This is a genomic window from Nocardia sp. KT25-26 (genome assembly GCF_056627695.1).
Window position 1 is genome coordinate 2,689,354 of sequence record NZ_CM152813.1, and the last position, 14,478, is coordinate 2,703,831.

The following is a 14,478-nucleotide window of genomic DNA, read 5'->3' on the forward strand; positions in this document are numbered from 1 at the left end:
CGCCGGGCGAGATCCTGGCCCGGCGATACCGCCGCCTCGTCCGAGCCGGCGGTTGCCATCGCCACCGTCGGGTGGCGGGCCGGTGGTCGGTGAAACCGCAGAGCGGAGGAGCGCCCGCACGGCCGCGCGGTTCGGTCAGTCGGCCGCGTGGACGGCTGCGGCCGTGGCGGTACCGGTCAGGGCGGCGACCGGGCCTTCGAACAGGACCTGTCCGCCGTACCGGCCCGGTCCGGGGCCGAGGTCGATGATCCAGTCGGCGTGCCGGATCACGTCGACGTTGTGTTCGATGACCACGACCGTATGACCGGCGTCGACGAGGCGGTCCAGGACGTCCAGCAGGACGCCGGTATCCCGCAGGTGCAGACCGGTGGTGGGCTCGTCCAGTACGTAGCGGGTCGGCTCGCTCGCATCACGCAGTTCGCGGGCGATCTTCACGCGCTGGCACTCACCGCCCGACAGGGTGCTCAATGGCTGCCCCAGTCGCAGGTAGCCGAGTCCGACCCGGTCCAGGTGGTGCAGTGCGGCATCGATCCGGGCATCGGGTAGGCGATGCCGGGCCTCGGTGATCGTGAGCTCGTCGATATCGGCAATGCTCAGTCCGGCCACCCGGTGCTGCAACACCTCCTCCCGGAACCGGCGGCCCCGGCACACCGGGCATACGGTCTCCTGGCCGTCGAGGAACGCCAGATCGGTGTACAGCACGCCCAGGCCGCGGCATTCCGGGCACCCACCTGCGGAGTTGGCGCTGAACATCTTCGCCGGCAGTCCGCTGTGCGCCGCGAACAGTGCGCGCAGCGGCGTCGCGATTCCGGTGTAGGTGATCGGCGTCGAACGGCGATTCGCGCCGACCGGCCGCTGGTCGATCACGACGCCTGCCTGCTGCTGCACCAATTCCGCCGCGAGGCTGGACTTCCCGGACCCGGCCACCCCCGTCAGGCAGGTCAGCACCCCGGCCGGGATCGTCACGGTGAGATGGTCGAGATTGTTCCGGCAGGCGTCGGCCACGGTGATCGTGCCGCGCGGCGTCCGGGGTGTGTCGTTGAGCGGGCGCCGCTCGGCGAGTGCCAGGGCGGTGGCGGTGCCGGCGGCGCGCAGCCGGTCGGGATCGCCCTGGAACACCAGCCGCCCGCCCCCGGTGCCGGCCTCGGGGCCGATCTCGACGATGTGATCGGCCACGGCCAGTACGGCCGGATCGTGCTCGACGACCAGCACCGAGTTCCCTTTGTCCCGCAGTTCCTGCAGTAGCCCGACCATGGCGGACACGTCGGCGGGATGCAGCCCGACGGTCGGTTCGTCGAAGATGTAGAGCATCTCGACCAGGCTGCTGCCCAGATGTTTCACCGTTTTGATCCGCTGCGATTCGCCGCCGGACAGGGTGGCCGTGGGCCGGCCGAGATGCAGGTGACCGAGGCCGATCCGGACCATCGCCTGCAATCGCTCGGTCAATGCGCCCACAACGGGAGCCAGGGCCGGGGTGGCGAAACCGGGTATCAGTTCGGCGAGCTCGGCCACCTCCAGCCGGGCCAACCGGCCGAGGGTGTACCCGCCGACGGTGGCCGACCGCGCGGGCGCGGCGAGCCGGTCACCCGCACACTCCGGGCAGGTCTCGGACCGGGTGAACCGGTCGATCGTCGCCCGTTTCCGGTCCGACAGCTCCGCACCGGTGTGCAGATGGATCCGTTCGAACCGGGTCACCACCCCCTCGTAGTCGGACGGCGGGCGGGTGCCCAGGGCGGCGGCCGCCGCACCGCCGTACAACAGCGCCCGGCGCTGCTCCTGCGTCCACTCCCGCAGCGGGGTGTCCGCATCGAAACTGCCGATATCGGCGTACTTGCCGTACCAGTAGCCGCCCGCCCCGAAACCCGGCAGCAGAATCGCGCCCTCCGCGAGTGACCGGTCCGGGTCCAGGAACCGGTCAACCGCACTGACCACGACCTCACCGAGCCCGGAACAGGTCGGGCACATTCCGGCCGGATCGTTGAAGGAGAAGTGGTTCGACTCGCCGACATACGGCGTACTCGCCCGCGAGAACAGCATCCGCAGATACGTCCACGCATCGGTGACGGTCCCCACGGTGGACCGGGCGTTCCCGCCGAGCCGCCGCTGATCGATCACCACCACCGCGGACAGCCCGCCGATCGAGGTGACCTCCGGCCGGGTCCATTTCGGCATCCGGTTGCGGGCGAACGGCGGGAACGTCTCGGCGAGCTGGTGCCCGGCCTCGGCGGCGATCGTATCGAACACCAGGGACGACTTCCCCGAACCGGACACCCCGGCGAACACGACGAGCTGCCCCCGGGGGATATCCAGATCGAGGGCGGCGAGGTTGTGGGTCCGGGCACCCCGGACGGTGATCTGCGAGGTCGGCATGGTCGGGACGCTACGACGAGATGTGGCCGAAATCTGTCCGCGATTCGGTGATACTGGAGGCGTGGCCGACAGCACCGAACGAATCCTCGCCCTGCTGGCAGCGTTGCAGACCGGGCGCGCGTTCCCGGCCGCCGAACTGGCCGCCCGGCTGGCCGTCAGTACCCGGACCCTGCGCCGGGACATCGACCGGCTGCGTGGCTATGGGTATCCGGTGCGCACCCGCCCCGGCCCGGGCGGCCACTACCGCCTGGCGGCCGGGTCGGCGCTGCCGCCGCTGGTGTTCGACGACGACGAGGCGGTCGCGACCCTGCTGGGGCTGGCCACCGTATCCGGCGCCGATGGTGCCACCGAGGGCAGCGTCGCCGATGCGGCCACCCGCGCCTACGGCAAGATCGATCAGCTGCTGCCGAAACGGCTCCGGCACCGGCTGACCCCGCTGCGCGCCGGCCTGGAGATCGGCTCGACGCGGGCGCCCGGCCCGGGAGCCGCCGATCTCGCCGCCCTGGGGGAGTCGATCGCGCAGCGGCACACCGTGACATTCGACTATCCGGCGCGGGACGGCAGCGTTCGGCCGCGCCGTGTCGAACCGCACCGGCAGATCCACCACTTGTTGCGCTGGTACCTGCTCGGCTGGGACACCGGCCGGGCGGACTGGCGGGTGTTCCGGATCGACCGGATCACCCGGTTGCACGTGACGACCTTCCGGTTCACCCCGCGCCCGCTGCCCGCCGCCTCCGGCCTCGACTACCTGCGCAGCGGGTTCCATCGCGACCGTCGCCGTGTGGTGCTCACCCTGGCGGCCCCGGTGCCGGTGGCCGCCGATGCAGTCCGGTTCGAGGACGCCGAATTCACCGCACTGCCGGGCGAACGCACCCGGGCGACGGTGTGGCTGGACAGCTGGCGGTGGCTCGTCCCGCTGCTGGCCTTCACCGATCTGTCCGTCACGGTCGACGAACCCGCCGAATTCAGGGATGCCTGCCGTGCTTTCGCCGATCGGCTGTACAGCGCGACGGACGCTACGCTGCAGACATGACGAACCTGCCCGCGGACCTGGCCGCCGCGAACTACGTCCTGCTCACCACCTTCCGCAAGGACGGCACCCCGGTCGGCACGCCGGTGTGGGCGGTGGCCCGGGACGGCAAACTGTATGTCTGGACCGTCACCGACAGCTGGAAGGTCAAACGCATCCGCCGCAACCCCGAGGTCACCGTGCAACCGTGCAGCGCGCGGGGCGCCGCACGCGGCGAGGTGACCCGGGGCACTGCGACGATCCTCGACGCCGCCGGCACCGAACGGGTCCGTTCCGGGCTGCGCCGCAAATACTGGTTGACCGCCCCGCTGCTGATCCTGGGATCCAACCTGCGCCGCGGCAAGGACGGCACCATCGGTATCGAGATCACCCCGGCCGGCTGACCGCCGCCGGAACCGGCCGCCCGGCTACGTCGCCCGGCTCACCGACGACATGTGGAAGTCCGGGATCCGCAGCGGCGGCATGGCGGTGCGGGTGAACCAGTCCTTCCATTCGCGGGGGAGCGTGATCTCGGTCCGGCCGGCCTCGGCGATCCGGCGCAGCATATCGAGGGGGCTCTCGTTGAAGCGGAAGTTGTTCACGGCGGCGCGGACCTGCCCGTCCTCGACCAGATAGACACCGTCCCGGGTGAGCCCGGTCAGCAGCAGCGTGGCCGGGTCGACCTCGCGGATGTACCACAGGCAGGTCAGCAGCAGACCGCGTTCGGTGGCGGCGATCATCTCGTCCAGGGACGCTCCGGTGCCACCGTCCAGAGTCAGGTTCTCGCCGGGCGCCGTGGGTGAGGCGCCGAATTCGGCCGCAGTGGCCCGCGGATAGACGAGCGATTCGACGACTCCGGACGAAAGCCAATCGACCCGGCCCGCGGACAGGCCGTTGTCGAACACCGACAGGGACTCCGAGGACGCGGGGGTCGCGACGAACGGGCGGTACTCCATACCTCGGGCCGCCGGGTCGGAGAACAGAGTGAGCGGCAGGCCGGTGAGCTTCTCGCCGATCCGGGTGCCGCCGGCGCGGGCGAAGGCATTGTGGCCCTCGTGCGCATCGCGGCCGGTCATGCTCCACACCATCGGGATCATCAGGTCGGCGACCGCGGAAGGCGGCAGCAGCGTCTCGTACCGCCCGGCGGGCAGCTCGACCCGGCGCGCCGACCAGTCCAGCCGCCGGCCCAATTCGGCCAGCAGGCCGGGCGTATCGACATCGGAGAAATCGGCCGTACCCGTGCCGACCCAGGCGCTGGCGAGGTCGGCGCCGGACCCGCGTTTGCCGTTGATCTCGACCGAACCGGTCGGTTGCACATGGCGCTTCCGCAGGCCGCTCGAGGTGCCGAGCCAGGTGGTGTGCTGCTGATGGTGCGCGAACCCGTACAGCTGGTCCGCACCGTCGAATCCGGTATCGAGGTCACGGGCGAGCTCGGCGAACACGCCGATCTCGGTTCCGGCCGGCGGCTCGCCCCAGTCCGCGGGCACGGGTCCGTCCGGCTCGACGAGCGGCATCGCATCCCGGGCGGGAGCAGCGTCCCGGGCCGCCTGTTCGCTCGCCCGCACCACGGCCTCGATATCGGCCGGATCGACCCCCGTCGAGGACACACTGCCGGCCCGCGCCTGCCGGGGTCCGTCACGGAACACCGAGATCACCGACCACTCCCGGGCCACCGAGGAACCGTTGGTGGTCATCGAGTTCCCGGCCCACCGCAGCGACGCCTCGGCGACATCGGTGACGATCACCATCGCCTCGTCCGCCTGCGAGGCGCGCAACGCCCGCTCCACGACCTCCCCGGCCGGCATCACGCTCCGCTCGTTCACTGGCCCGCCTCCGCTCGGGTATTGAGTACGTTCACTCCGCGCACCAGGATCGACGGGCACCCGTGGCTCACCGCCGCGACCTGCCCCGGCTGCGCCTTACCGCAGTTGAAGGCGCCGCCCAGCTGCCAGGTCGAGGGCCCGCCGACCGCTTCCATCGCACCCCAGAACTCGGTGGTGCTGGCCTGGTAGGCGACATCGCGGAGTTGACCGGCCAGCTCTCCATTGCGGATCCGGAAGAAGCGCTGGCCGGTGAACTGGAAGTTGTACCGCTGCATATCGATCGACCAGCTCTTGTCGCCGACGATGTAGATGCCGTCCTCGACCCGGGCGATCAGATCGGCGGTGCTGGTGTCGTGCACCGGGTCCGGTTGCAGCGACACATTGGCCATCCGCTGGATCGGCACATGGTGGGCCGAATCGGCGTAGGAACACCCGTTGGAGCGGTCCAAGCCCAGTCGCGGCGCGAACGCCCGATCCAGCTGGTAGCCGACGAGGATGCCGTCGCGCACCAGATCCCAGCGTTGTCCGGCCACGCCCTCGTCGTCGTAGCCGACCGTGGCCAGCCCGTGCGGTTCGGTGCGATCGCCGGTGACGTGCATGATCGGCGTGCCGTACGGCAGGGTGCCCAGCAGGTCCGGGGTGGCGAAGGAGGTCCCGGCGTAGGCCGACTCGTAGCCGATCGCTCGGTCGTATTCGGTGGCGTGCCCGATCGATTCGTGGATGGTCAGCCACAGGTTGGTGGGATCGATGACCAGGTCGGCCGGGCCCGCGGTCACCGAGGGGGCCCGGACCTTCTCGGCGAGCCACCCCGGCAGCCGGGCGAGCTCACCCGCCCAGTCCCAGACGCCGTCGTCGCCGGTGACGTACTCCCAGCCGCGGCCGGCCGGTGCGGCCAGGGTGCGCATCGTCTCGAAGACCCCGGTGCCGCTGTCGACGGTGACCGCCTCGAGTTGCGGATGCAACCGGACCCGCTGCTGGGTGATCGAGGAGCCGAAGCTGTCGGCGTAGTACGTCTGTTCCTTGACCTGCAATACCCCCGCCGTGACGTGGTCCACGCCTGTGGCACCGGCGAGCCGGTCCGAATAGTCCTGTAGCAGGCCGACCTTCTCCGCGGTCGGCACCTCGAACGGATCGACGCCGTACCCGGACACCCACTGCACATCGGGATACCGTGGTTCGGCGGCAAGTTCGATCCGTTCCCGGTTGAGCTGCCGCAAGGTGGTCGCCACCGCCACTGCCCGGCGCGCCACCTCGGCGGCGGATTCGGTGCTCAGCGCAGCATGGGAGGCGAACCCCCAGGTGCCGTCCACCAGTACCCGCACGGCCAGGCCGAGTTCGTCGCTGTCGGCGATGGATTCGACCCGGCCGTCGCGCAATCGGATCGATTGGGTCCGGATCCGGTGCAGGCGCAGGTCCGCGTACTCCGCCCCGGCGGCCCGGGCCGCGGTCAGCGCCGCATCGGCCAGTGCGGTGCGCGGTAGCGCCAGGAAGTCGGCGTCCACATCCCTCGACGTCGTGTCCACCCCGAACACGGTAGCCGGTCGCCGACCGGATGGCAGCGAGCTGCGGCACGTCGATGATGCAGTCGCTGCCGGTATGCATGGGCGGCAAATATGCATCGGGTGCAAAAACATGCCGCGTCATCTGACAGCGCGCCGCGGCACCTCCCGCGCGCCACGCCGCCGATGCCGTACTGTGCCCGCGTGCCGCCCTCCGCTCTCCGCGACCGCAAACGAGAACGTACCCGCCGTGCGATCCTCACCGCCGCCGCCGACCTGTTCGAGTCCCGCGGCTACGACGAGACCACCGTCGCCGATATCGCCGCCGCCGCCGAAGTCGGTACACGCACGTTCTTCAACTACTTCGCCAGCAAGGAAGAACTGCTCTTCCCGGAACCGGACGATCGGGTGCGCGCCGCCGTCGCTGCCATCGCGAGCCGCCGCCCGGACGAACGCCCGGTCGAAGTGCTGCTGCGGGCGCTGCGGGCGGCCGGCGACAATCCCGGCGAACACCTCATGGACGACCTCGGCAGCCGCATCGCCGCCCTGCGGGCCCAGGTGTCGCGGACTGTACCGGCGGTGAGCGGCCGGGCCGCCCACGCCCAGCTGATCGCCCAGCGCGAGATCGCTGCTCGGCTGCACGAGGCGTTCCCGGACGAGCTCGACGAGGTCCGGGCCGCGGCACTGGTCGGCGCGGTCGTCGGTGCGGTGTCCGGGGCGCTCACGGTGCTGTTCCAGCAGCCGCAACTCGGAATCGAGGACGGCGAGCACCTGCAGCGCAAGATCCACGAGACCACCTCCCAGGTGCTGCGGCCGTGGCTGGCGGACGCCCGGGAACGCTGAGATCAGGCGGTGTCTGCTGGCCTGACCCCCGAGGGTTCGGGACGCCGGCAGGCCCTCCGCTGCCTCCTCCGGCCCGCCGGGATCAGGCGAACTGCTGCCAGCCCAGCGCCAGCACCATCGCCACGACCACGACCAGCAGCACCACCCGGACGAACCCCGCGCCGCGGGCCAGCGCCATCCGGGAACCGACCAGCGCACCGGCCACGTTCGCCACCGCCATCGCCGCACCGAGGCCCCACAGGACATGCCCGGTGGCGCCGAGGAGCAGTAGCGACCCCAGGTTGGAACCGCAGTTGATCACCTTCGCCATCGCCGCCGCCCGGACGAATTCGGTACCCAGCAGCGTCGCGAACGCAATGATCAGGAAGGTGCCGGTCCCCGGACCGAGCAGCCCGTCGTAGGTGCCGATCAGCCCGGCCGCCAGCAGCACCACCAGGATCGTCCGGCGCCGGGTCGGGGGATGGGTGGCCATCGTGATGCCGATCGACGGGCGGGCGGTCACGAACACCGCGACGCCCACCAGCACCACCATCACGATCGGAATGAACAGCTCCCGGTCGATCAGGGCCACCGCCGCCGACCCCGCGGCCGCCGCCCCGGCCGCGACCAGTCCGGCCGGCACCAGAATCGCCCATTGCATCGGCACCTTGCGGGAGAACGTGGCCACCGCAGCCGCTGTACCCGAGAACGCGGCCAGCTTGTTGGTGCCCAGCGCGGTCTGCGGGGCGATGCCGGGCAGCACCAGGAACAGCGTGGGCAGGATGATCAGGCCACCGCCGCCGACGACGGCATCCACCCAGCCGGCCGCCGCCGCGGCCGCCAGCAGGGTCGCCCAGTCGCCGAGGTTCATCCGACCAGGCAAGCAGGCCGGATGGCCGGATACCAACCCACGCCGTCGGCATGTGCGCAACGACACCACCGCAGCTCCCTAAGCTGGGCGGATGCGCCGGTTCAGCCTGTGGCTCCGTGAGAAGCCCGTCGTCTTCGACTCGATGCTGGCGGTCCTGCTGTTCGTACTGGACCTGACGCTGGTCAGCGGAGTGCAGGACGTCGTCGTGTTCGTCGGCTTCGCCGTCGCCCTGACCCTGCCGCTGTGCGCCCGGCGCGCGTACCCGCGCGCGGTGGCTGCCACCATCCTGGCGGTCTCACTGCTGCTCACCGCCACGGCGTACCGGACCGGCAGCGACGAACCGATCCATATCGCGCTGATCGGGCTCGGCGTCATGCTGTACACACTGGTCGCCTATGTCGGCCGCCGGGACGGGCTGATCTTCCTGCTCGGCCTGGTGGTCGACACCGCAGCGGACGCCTTCCTGGTCCGGGGCCCGGTCACCGCCGATCTGGTCACCATCGCCGCCGTCTACGCGTTGTGCTGGACGCTCGCCGAATTCGCCGGTGCCCGGCACGCCTACGACAACGAGGTCGCCGCCCGGCTCGCCGTCGCCGACTACGACAAGGAACGTCGTGCGCACGAAGCGGTGGCGGCCGAACGCACCCGGATCGCGCGGGAGTTGCACGACGTCGTCGCGCATGCGGTGAGCGTGATCATCGTGCAGGCCGACGGTGCCCGGTACGCTCTGCGCAGCGATCCGGCGACCGCCGAACAGGCCCTCGACACCATTGCCCGGACCGGCCGCGACGCCCTGCGGGAACTGCGCCGCACCGTCGAATTGCTGCGGACCGAGCACGCACCGGAACTGCTGCCGCAGCACGGCACCGCCGGCATGGCGAAACTCGCCGCCATGATGCGCGATGCCGGTCTGGCCGTGGATCTGCAGATGACCGGAGAACTCGATCAGGTCACCCCGGAGGTCAGCCTCGGGATCCACCGGATCGTGCAGGAATCACTCACCAATACGCTGCGCCACGCCGGATCCGACCCCAAGGCGTGGGTGGCGATCACCTGTACCGAGGACCGGGTGACCGTCGAGATCACCGATACCGGCGGCGTACCCGAACGTCCGGACACCATCCCCGGCGGTGGCAAGGGGCTGGTCGGCATGCGGGAGCGGGTGGCGGTGCTCGGCGGCACCCTGCGCGCCGGCCCGACCCCGGGCGGTGGCTGGCGCGTCGGCGCCACGATTCCGCTGACGCCACCGGAGTGAACCGGGGCGGATTCACTAGATTGAGGGCGTGCCGATCTCCGTTCTCGTCGTCGACGACCAGGAACTCATGCGCATGGGGCTGAAGATGGTGCTGAGCGCACACCCCGATATCGACGTGGTCGGGGAGGCCGGCGACGGGGCCGCCGCCGTTACCGCGGCCGCCGATCTGCGACCCGATGTGGTGCTGATGGATGTGCGGATGCCGGTGGTCGACGGCGTCGCCGCCACCGAGCAGATCGTCGCGGCCGGACACGGGAGCCGGGTGCTGGTCATGACCACCTTCGACCTGGACGAGCACGCCCTCGGCGCCCTGCGCGCCGGCGCCAGCGGGTTCCTGCTCAAGGACACCCCGCCCGAAGACCTGATCTCGGCGATCCGCAGTGTCGCCGCCGGTGATGCGGTGGTGTCGCCGAAGGTCACCAAACGCCTGCTGGATCGGTTCCTCTCCGGTGCCTCCGGGCAGCTGCGCGATCCGGTCGTGCTCGAGGTGCTGACCGGACGTGAACGCGAAGTACTGGAACACATCGCGGCCGGCCGGTCCAACGCCGAGATCGCCGCCGCGCTGTTCCTCTCCGAGGCGACGGTGAAAACCCATGTCGGCCGGGTGCTGACGAAACTGGAGCTCCGCGACCGGGTCCAGGCCGTGGTCCTGGCCTACGAGACCGGACTGGTTCGCCCGGGCCGCTGAGCCGCTGCGATCCGGATCACCCGCCGGGAGAAAAAACCGGCTGCCCCGCGTTGACAGAGCAGAGACTCATGGAAGGACCGCTCCACATGCCTGCACTGCTCGTCCTCGGCTACTTCCTGATCGAGGTCGCCGCCTTCGTCGGTCTGGCCCAGCTGATCGGGGTCTTCCCGGCCATCCTGGTCCTGCTCGTCGTCTCCGGTATCGGCCTGGCCCTCATCGGGGCACAGGGCCGCCGCGTCTTCGACCAGTTCCGCCGGGCCGATCGCGGCGAGATCGGTCCCGGCACCGCCATCGCCGACGGTGTGCTGGTGACGGCGGGCTCGGTGCTGATGTTCGTGCCCGGCCTGGTCACCGGTGCCGCCGGTCTGCTGCTGCTCTTCCCGCCGACCCGGGCACTGCTGCGCCCGCTGCTGGTCCGGTTCGGAACCTCCCGATTCGGATCGCTGCCGCGCTTCTCGCCCGGCCGCCGTGGCGTGATCATCGACGCCGACGGCACGGTCACCGATCCCTCGGTGGTGGACGGAATCGTGGTCACCGAATGGTACGACGACGGCCGCGGCACCGGCCGGCGCGCGGTCGGCCCCGCCTGATGCCCCCGCGCCGCGGCGCGGAACGGCGGAGTCGCCCGAGCCGGTGGATGCGGGGTACGGCAGACTGGAACCCCGTGAGTACCCAGTTGCTGATCGGCGGACGGTTCTACAGTTCGAGTTCCCCGGATGCCACCGCGATGGCGGTCACCGACGGAACCGTGGTGTGGCTCGGTGCCGAACAGCCCGGCCGGGCACTGCACCCCGATGCCGAGATCATCGACCTCGACGGTGCCCTGGTGACCCCGGCATTCGTCGACCCACACGTGCACATCACCGCCCTCGGGCTGCGGCTGACCGGACTGGACCTGTCCGCCGCGGAATCCCTCGACGCGGCCCTGCGCCTGGTGCGCGAGCACGCCGCCGCGCACCCCGAGGGCGTGATCATCGGTGAGGGCTGGGACGACACCCGCTGGCCGGAGGCGCGGCCGCCGCGAACCGCCGAGATCGACGCGGCGGCCGGTCCGGGCCGCCTGGTCTACCTGTCCCGCGTGGACGTGCATTCCGCGGTCGCCTCCACCGCACTGCTCGACGCAACCGGCGCACTGGGCGCCGATTTCCGGGCGGGCGAACCGTTGCGCGGCACCGCCCACCACCGGGTCCGCGCCACCGCCCTCGCCGGCCTCGACCGCGCACAGCGCGACCGGGCCCGCACCGCGGCCCTGGACACCGCCGCCGCGCACGGCATCGTGGCGGTGCACGAATGCGCGGGCCCGGAGATCTCCGGCCGCATCGATCTGGCCGAACTGCAGCAGTTCCGGCACGGTGTGCAGGTCCGGACCTACTGGGGGGAGGCAGTGCGCACCGCCGCGGCGGCGCGCGAATTGGTTGCCGAACTCGGGGTGGACGGGCTCGGCGGTGACCTGTTCGTCGACGGATCGATCGGTTCACACACCGCCTGGCTGCGCGAACCGTACGCCGATGCCGCCACGGCCGGTCAGGGCTTCCTGGACTCGGGCGACGTGGCCGACCACGTCCGGGCCTGCACCGAAGCGGGTATCCAGGCCGGGTTCCATGCGATCGGGGATGCCGCGGTGGACGCGGTGACGGACGGTTTCGCCAAGGTGGTCGCCGAACTCGGCGGTCCGGCCGTGGCGGCCCGTGGCCATCGGATCGAACACGCCGAGATGCCGTCCCCGGCCGCGATCGAACGGCTCGCCCGCTGGGGCGTGATCGCCTCGGTCCAACCGCAGTTCGACGCCGCCTGGGGCGGCCCGGACGGGATGTACGCGCAGCGGCTCGGCGCCGACCGGGCCGCCGCGATGAACCCGTTCGCCGCCATGGCCGCCGCCGGGATCGCGCTGGCGATCGGCTCCGATGCCCCGGTGTGTGCACTGGACCCCTGGTCGGCGGTCCGGGCGGCCGTCCGGCATCGCACGGCCGGGCACCACCTGTCGCCCCGCGCCGCCTTCGCCGCCGCGACCCGCGGCGCCTGGCGGGCCGGCGGAATCCACGACGGTGTCACCGGCACCCTGACCCCGGGCGCGCCCGCCTCGTACGCGGTGTGGGAGGCGGGCGCCCTGGAGGTCGCCGCCGCTGCCGACGCCGTGCAGCGCTGGTCCACCGACCCGCGGTCCCGGGTACCGGGCCTGCCCTCGCTGGCACCGGAGGCACCGCTGCCGCGCTGCCTGCGCACCGTGCACCGGGGTGCCGAGATATACCGGGCCGGTCCCGGCTCCGGAACCGGAGCGCACTGAACTCGTGAACGCCGAGACCGGTACCGTGCCGACGTCATCGCCCGCCGCGAACTCCTCGGCGCCCGCCGCACCCGGTCGCTGGTCGGCAGTGCTGCGCCGCCTGCTCCCCGCACTGCTCGGGGGCTTGTTGCTGTTCGCGAGCTTCCCGCCCCGGTCGTGGTGGTTCCTCGCCCCGGTGGGTATCGCGCTGCTCACCCTGTCGGTGCGGGGACCGGGCCGGCTGCGCGGCGGATTCGGCTACGGCTTCCTCGGCGGTCTGGCGTTCTTCGTCCCACTGCTGCCGTGGACGGGGATCTACGTCGGTCCGGTGCCGTGGCTGGCCCTGTCGACGGCCTGTGCGCTCTACTTCGGGCTGTGGGGACTGCTCGCCCGGCTGCTCGGCGGCCTGCCCGGCTGGCCGATCTGGACGGCGCTGGCCTGGGTGGCCGCGGAATGGGCGCGGTCCAGCTTCCCGTTCGGCGGATTCCCGTGGGGCCGGATCGCCTTCGGGCAGGCCGACGGATGGCTGCTGCCCCTCGCATCCGTGGGTGGCGCCCCGCTGGTGAGCTTCGCAGCGGCGCTGACCGGGACCGGGCTGGCGGCGCTCGCCGGCACGGCCATCCGGTGGCGGCGCCGCGGTGGCCGGCCGGACCGCGCAGTGCGCACCGCCCTGGCCGGTGCCGTGCTCCTGGTGCTCGTCGCACCGATCGCGGGCCTGCTGGTCCGCCCGGCGCTGCCCGGTCCGACGGCCGGGGACCGGGTGGTGACCGTCGCGGCGATCCAGGGCAGCGTGCCCCGGCTCGGCCTCGATTTCAACGCACAGCGGCGGGCGGTCCTGGACAACCACGTGCGCCGGACCGTGCAGTTGGCCGACGATGTGGCCGCCGGCCGGTCCCCGCAGCCCGACATCGTGGTGTGGCCGGAGAACTCCTCCGACATCGATCCGCTGCGCAATGCCGACGCCGCCGCCGAGATCGGCCGGGCGGCCGACCGGATCGGCGCCCCGATCCTGGTCGGCGCCGTACTGGTGAACGGCGATCGGACCACCACCAACTCGGTCATCGTCTGGACCGCCGCCGACGGTCCCGGCGACCGGCACGACAAGAAGATCATCCAGCCGTTCGGCGAGTACCTGCCGATGCGCAGCTTCTTCCGGCGGTTCTCCGCCTATGCCGACCGGGCCGGATACTTCGTCCCGGGCGACGGCGACGGCACCGTCCGGGCCGGTGGCGTCGATGTCGGGGTCGCCACGTGTTACGAGGTCGCCTTCGACCGGGCCTTCCGGGAGTCGGTGCGATCGGGTGCCGAACTGCTCGCGGTACCGACCAACAATGCCACCTTCGGCGACAGCGAGATGACCTACCAGCAACTGGCGATGTCCCGGGTGCGGGCCGTCGAACACGGTCGTGCGCTGGTGGTGGCGGCAACCACCGGGGTCAGTGCGATGATCACCGCGGACGGGGCGGTACGCCGGGAATCCGGCCAGTTCGTCCCCGATGCACTGGTCGCGCGGCTGCCGCTGCGCAGCGATACGACACTCGCGGACCGGCTGGGCGCCGTACCGGAGATCCTGTCGGTTATCCTGACCGCGGCCGGTGGCATCTGGGCCGGGTATCGCCGCCGCACCGTTCGATCCGAATGAGCGGTCTGTTTCATCGCCCCAGGTCATGAATGACGCCTGGGGATTCGGCCGGCTGATGTTCGCTGGAGTGTAACGAGCGCGAAGACCCGACACCTGACAGGTAGTGGACCGCGGTGGCGACCGTGGCGCAGCCGATTTTGTCCCATTTGCGGAGCTGTAACCGGTGAAAGTGGCCTGCTGACAACACGGTTCGGCTCGAAATAAATCGAAACCGACAGCCATCCGGCTGTCGTGGG

General features: G+C 71.3%; 12 protein-coding genes. 8 read left to right on the forward strand and 4 right to left on the reverse strand.

The window, feature by feature from the left end:
* Nucleotides 1–135 precede the first annotated feature (135 nt).
* Nucleotides 136–2,370: an ATP-binding cassette domain-containing protein gene (locus AC1HFH_RS12205; protein WP_480247558.1), complete on the reverse strand. Its 2,235-nt coding sequence runs from the start codon at nucleotides 2,368–2,370 to the stop codon at nucleotides 136–138.
* 61 nt (nucleotides 2,371–2,431) lie between these two features.
* Between AC1HFH_RS12205 and AC1HFH_RS12210 the strand changes: the two genes are divergently transcribed.
* Together AC1HFH_RS12210 and AC1HFH_RS12215 are read left to right on the forward strand one after the other, a co-directional pair.
* Nucleotides 2,432–3,403, forward strand: a complete 972-nt coding sequence (locus tag AC1HFH_RS12210; protein WP_480247559.1) for a helix-turn-helix transcriptional regulator — start codon at nucleotides 2,432–2,434, stop codon at nucleotides 3,401–3,403.
* Nucleotides 3,400–3,783 carry a PPOX class F420-dependent oxidoreductase gene (locus AC1HFH_RS12215; protein WP_480247560.1) on the forward strand — a complete coding sequence of 128 codons (384 nt, stop codon included), beginning with the start codon at nucleotides 3,400–3,402 and terminating at the stop codon, nucleotides 3,781–3,783. Before AC1HFH_RS12210 ends, AC1HFH_RS12215 begins: the two co-directional genes overlap by 4 nt.
* 24 nt (nucleotides 3,784–3,807) lie before the next feature.
* Here AC1HFH_RS12215 and AC1HFH_RS12220 read toward each other — a convergent pair whose 3' ends face one another.
* A complete protein-coding gene (locus AC1HFH_RS12220; RefSeq protein WP_480247833.1) occupies nucleotides 3,808–5,187 on the reverse strand; it encodes a metallopeptidase TldD-related protein in 1,380 nt (459 codons plus the stop codon).
* 11 nt (nucleotides 5,188–5,198) lie between these two features.
* Nucleotides 5,199–6,725, reverse strand: a complete 1,527-nt coding sequence (locus AC1HFH_RS12225) for a TldD/PmbA family protein (RefSeq protein ID WP_480247561.1) — start codon at nucleotides 6,723–6,725, stop codon at nucleotides 5,199–5,201.
* A gap of 180 nt (nucleotides 6,726–6,905) precedes the next feature.
* Here AC1HFH_RS12225 and AC1HFH_RS12230 point away from each other — a divergent pair, with 180 nt between their 5' ends.
* The gene (locus AC1HFH_RS12230) at nucleotides 6,906–7,544 is read left to right on the forward strand and encodes a TetR/AcrR family transcriptional regulator (RefSeq protein ID WP_480247562.1); all 639 of its coding nucleotides are present in this window, start codon (nucleotides 6,906–6,908) and stop codon (nucleotides 7,542–7,544) included.
* Between the two features lie 82 nt (nucleotides 7,545–7,626).
* Here the strand turns inward: AC1HFH_RS12230 and AC1HFH_RS12235 are convergent, their stop codons facing one another.
* Nucleotides 7,627–8,394, reverse strand: a complete 768-nt coding sequence (locus AC1HFH_RS12235; RefSeq protein ID WP_480247563.1) for a TSUP family transporter — start codon at nucleotides 8,392–8,394, stop codon at nucleotides 7,627–7,629.
* A 91-nt stretch (nucleotides 8,395–8,485) separates the two neighbouring features.
* Between AC1HFH_RS12235 and AC1HFH_RS12240 the strand changes: the two genes are divergently transcribed.
* The 5 genes from AC1HFH_RS12240 (at nucleotide 8,486) to lnt (ending at nucleotide 14,242) form a co-directional block, all read left to right on the forward strand.
* Entirely contained in the window at nucleotides 8,486–9,649 is a 1,164-nt protein-coding gene (locus tag AC1HFH_RS12240) for a sensor histidine kinase (RefSeq protein ID WP_480247564.1), read from the forward strand.
* A 28-nt stretch (nucleotides 9,650–9,677) separates the two neighbouring features.
* A complete protein-coding gene (locus AC1HFH_RS12245; RefSeq protein ID WP_480247565.1) occupies nucleotides 9,678–10,337 on the forward strand; it encodes a response regulator in 660 nt (219 codons plus the stop codon).
* 86 nt (nucleotides 10,338–10,423) lie between these two features.
* On the forward strand, nucleotides 10,424–10,927 hold the full coding sequence (locus tag AC1HFH_RS12250; protein WP_480247566.1) for an FxsA family protein: 504 nt from the start codon (nucleotides 10,424–10,426) through the stop codon (nucleotides 10,925–10,927).
* A 74-nt stretch (nucleotides 10,928–11,001) separates the two neighbouring features.
* Complete coding sequence (locus AC1HFH_RS12255; protein ID WP_480247567.1) at nucleotides 11,002–12,621, forward strand: amidohydrolase; 1,620 nt, start codon at nucleotides 11,002–11,004, stop codon at nucleotides 12,619–12,621.
* Nucleotides 12,622–12,709: 88 nt separating this feature from the next.
* Nucleotides 12,710–14,242: an apolipoprotein N-acyltransferase gene (lnt, locus tag AC1HFH_RS12260; RefSeq protein WP_480247834.1), complete on the forward strand. Its 1,533-nt coding sequence runs from the start codon at nucleotides 12,710–12,712 to the stop codon at nucleotides 14,240–14,242.
* The last annotated feature ends 236 nt before the right edge of the window (nucleotides 14,243–14,478 follow it).